The sequence below is a fragment of the Clostridium brassicae genome (assembly GCF_026738875.1).
Taxonomy (GTDB): Bacteria; Bacillota; Clostridia; order Clostridiales; family Clostridiaceae; genus Clostridium_H; species Clostridium_H brassicae.
The window spans coordinates 1-3,264 of sequence record NZ_JAPQFJ010000053.1 but is presented as its reverse complement, the minus strand read 5'-3'; the positions used below and the strand labels follow the sequence as shown (position 1 = coordinate 3,264).

At 26.7% G+C, this 3,264-nt stretch carries 3 protein-coding genes and 1 rRNA gene; 3 read left to right on the top strand and 1 reads right to left on the bottom strand.

Features of this window, described 5'->3' with window-relative positions; all coding sequences use genetic code 11:
- The first annotated feature begins 19 nt into the window (after window positions 1–19).
- From rrf to OW729_RS19530, 3 genes are all read left to right on the top strand, one after another.
- Window positions 20–136: ribosomal RNA gene (rrf, locus tag OW729_RS19270) — 5S ribosomal RNA — on the top strand.
- 180 nt (window positions 137–316) lie between these two features.
- Window positions 317–460, top strand: a complete 144-nt coding sequence (locus OW729_RS19265) for a hypothetical protein (protein ID WP_268063149.1) — start codon at window positions 317–319, stop codon at window positions 458–460.
- Window positions 461–463: 3 nt separating this feature from the next.
- Complete coding sequence (locus OW729_RS19530; protein WP_407647716.1) at window positions 464–673, top strand: TIM barrel protein; 210 nt, start codon at window positions 464–466, stop codon at window positions 671–673.
- Between the two features lie 218 nt (window positions 674–891).
- Here OW729_RS19530 and phnD read toward each other — a convergent pair whose 3' ends face one another.
- Window positions 892–2,634 (bottom strand): phosphate/phosphite/phosphonate ABC transporter substrate-binding protein, encoded by a 1,743-nt coding sequence (gene phnD, locus OW729_RS19260; protein ID WP_268063148.1) that lies wholly within the window; start codon window positions 2,632–2,634, stop codon window positions 892–894.
- Window positions 2,635–3,264 lie beyond the last annotated feature (630 nt).

Below are 3,264 nucleotides of genomic sequence, written 5' to 3'. Positions count from 1 at the left end.
GATTTTGAGAACTATAGCATCTGGTGGTTATGGCTTGAAGGTAACACCCGTTCCCATTCCGAACACGAAGGTTAAGCTTCAAAGCGCCGATGGTACTGCACTGGAGACGGTGTGGAAGAGTAGGTCGTCGCCAGGTAAGAGTAAATGCACTAAGCTAATGCTTGGTGCATTTTTATTTTTTGAATTTAATCTTCTTGTTATTTAATTTTTCTATTATATTATTTTATTTAGATACATTTTAATAAAATTAATATTCTTTATAGCTTAGATATATTCAAAGGATTTAATAATTTACAATAAAGGATATTTAGAATTTGTGTTAGAAGCATTAAATACAATAGTAGATCATACAGGAAATACGTTAGCTTATACAAAGGATTTTGTTGGACTTGTAAATCAAATAAATTGGAAATATATTAAAGTGCTATATGATATTTATCGTATGAAAATTATGGAATAGAATATAATCGATACTCTAAAAGAAAATATAGACAACATTGCTTATATACATATAGCTGATGTACCAGGAAGAAATGAACCAGGAATAGGTGAAGTTAATTACAAAAACGTTATAAAGGCTCTTGCAGATATAAAATATGAGGGAGTTATAGGATTTGAGTTAGCTCCTTTAGGAGGTTCTAAAGCAACAGTTGATGCTATTATGAATCTTTAGTTTAACAAGTATAATAATAGTATTTAAATAAGCTAATAATATTTCATTCTCACAAATACAGTTTTATATGAATAGTATTTATTAAAAGATATTAAAAAATATACTTATATATTTTAAAATAAATTAACTTGTAAAAGTTTAATCAATGAGTAAAAAGCAGAGGTAACTATAATTAACTTCTGCTTTTAAAAAAATAAGATAGTGAGTAAATATTTAAATCAGCCATCTAATTGTCTAATAATATCATATCTCTCATCAGTGGCCTCTATAAAACCAGTTATAGGAGATGTAAAATCAGTAGTGTTTTTAAATAATAAAAATGCTGTTTTTAATTTATCATAAGTTTCTTCATTAAGATTAGGACTTGCAGCTAAAGCATCTTTAGGAATATCATCTGTTTTAGCTAATATATTTAAGTTATTAACATCAATACCCATTTTGGAAGCGTTTTCTAAAGCTTCATTATATGTTGCTCCACCATCAAGTTCTCCTGATAAGACACCTTTTATAACATTGTCATGACTCCCCATAAAATGAACTTTATTAAAAATGTTATCAGGATTTAAACCATTCTTTTTGAATATGTGCCTTGAATATAGGTAGCCTGAAGCACTATTAGCATCCACATATCCGAAAACTTTACTAACTAAATCTTTCAGTGTTTTTATATTATTATTTTTTTTGGTAATTATAAAACCATTATATGTAGCTTTACCATTAACTTTAGGAGTGACTATAGGAGTTATCCCTAATTTTTTACGAGCAGTTACATATGCAAAAGGAGAAAACCACCCCACATCAATTAACCCATTTTTAATACCTTTACTTAACTCATCATAATTTTTAACAATAATGGTTCTAGCCTTACATCCTATATCAGAACAGACTTTTTCTAAAACTGGCATGTACATCTTTTTTATATTTTCAGGGGATGTAAAAGGATTTATCCCAAATATTATTTCATTCTCATTTTTTAATTCACAAGAATAATTTTGGATATCATCAGCCATATTCACTAATTTTAAACAGTAGTTTAAAACATCTTTGTTTTTATTTCCTTGAATATCTATCATTTTAATAGATTGTTCTGTTACAGAATTAGTTTCTTCCACTGCTGCTGCAACCATATTTAGAGAAGTTTGAATTTCATTTGATGTTGACATTTGTGTGTTGGATATATTCTTCAATCCATTCATTGATTGTTCAGTATTTTTTACAATATTCTGAACATCTGAAATAGCATTAGCAGCATCTAAAGATATTTTTTTTACATTATTTATTTCAGTTACACAATTCTGAATAGATTTATTAGAACTTTTAACTTCAGATAAAATTTCCTTAACAATTTGTTCTATCTGTGATACAGCATTATCAGTTTCTTGGGAGAGAGTTCTTATTTCATTAGCAACTACAGAAAAACCTTTTCCAGCTTCCCCAGCACGAGCTGCTTCAATTGAAGCATTTAAGGCTAGTAGATTAGTTTGACTTGAAATTTCTTTTATAGAATCTACAAAACTATATATTTTTTTTGATGATTGCTGAAATTGAGTATTACTTTTAGAGGCATTGTCAATTTCTCTAGTTAAGTACATTATGTAGTTACTAATATTAGAAAGGGTTTCTTTATTTTTATCTAATATATCAAGAGATTTTATAGAATCCTGTTCAACTTTTAAAATTTCATTATTTAAATTTAAGGAAACTTCCATAACTTCGTTAATTCCTGCATTAATTTCTTGTATATTCGAACTATTCTGGATACTATAAGTACCTACTTGTTTACAGATGCTAACTAAATTTTCAAATGTGCTCATACTATCTTGAGATATCCATAGCAATTGTTGAATATCGAAATTTAGACTCTCAAATATAGTGAAAATTTTTTCGTAAATATTATGGTTTATTACAATATTTTGTTTATTTTCAACGATATCTTGTTTTGGTTTCATAAAATTAAACATAATAATATCACCTACTTTGTAAATTATTAATACATATTTACAATTATAGCATAATCGGTAAAAAAAGTAATTATATCAATAAAATTATTAATAGAATTACTTATGATTATAACAAAAAGATATTTTACATTTTATTGAATTTATAAATAAGTTTTTATATTGTTTTTATATTAAGTTGTAGGTATTAGGCATACTGCTATAGAGGAGAATTTCTAAATATTAAAGAATGTTTGAATTTAATCCCAATATTAGATGAAAATTTTAGCATATACTTTTCCAGGTGTATCAGTAGTGAAATATAATAGAAAAAGGAAGCAAAAATTAAAAAACATTGGATAATTTGATTACAAGTAATATATTTTTAATAATTAATATAAGTTTTATGATAAGATAATTCATGTCGTCGCAAGAGAGCAACGGCAAGACAACAAAATTTAAAATGAGATTTTTAAAAAAGTTGTTGACAAAAAAGAAACAAATTGATATACTGAATAAGCTGTTTGAGTGCAGCGAAAGAAATGGTCTTTGAAAATTAAACAGAAGTTGATATAAAGTCAGTCAATTGAATTGAGTAAAGATTAAACTTTTAAATTGAGAGTTTGATCCTGGCTCAGGACGAACGCTGGCGGC

Bases quoted from the DNA above. Each gene is read 5' to 3' on its own strand.
- phnD (WP_268063148.1), bottom strand. From the start codon at position 2,634: ATGTTTAATTTTATGAAACCAAAACAAGATATCGTTGAAAATAAACAA.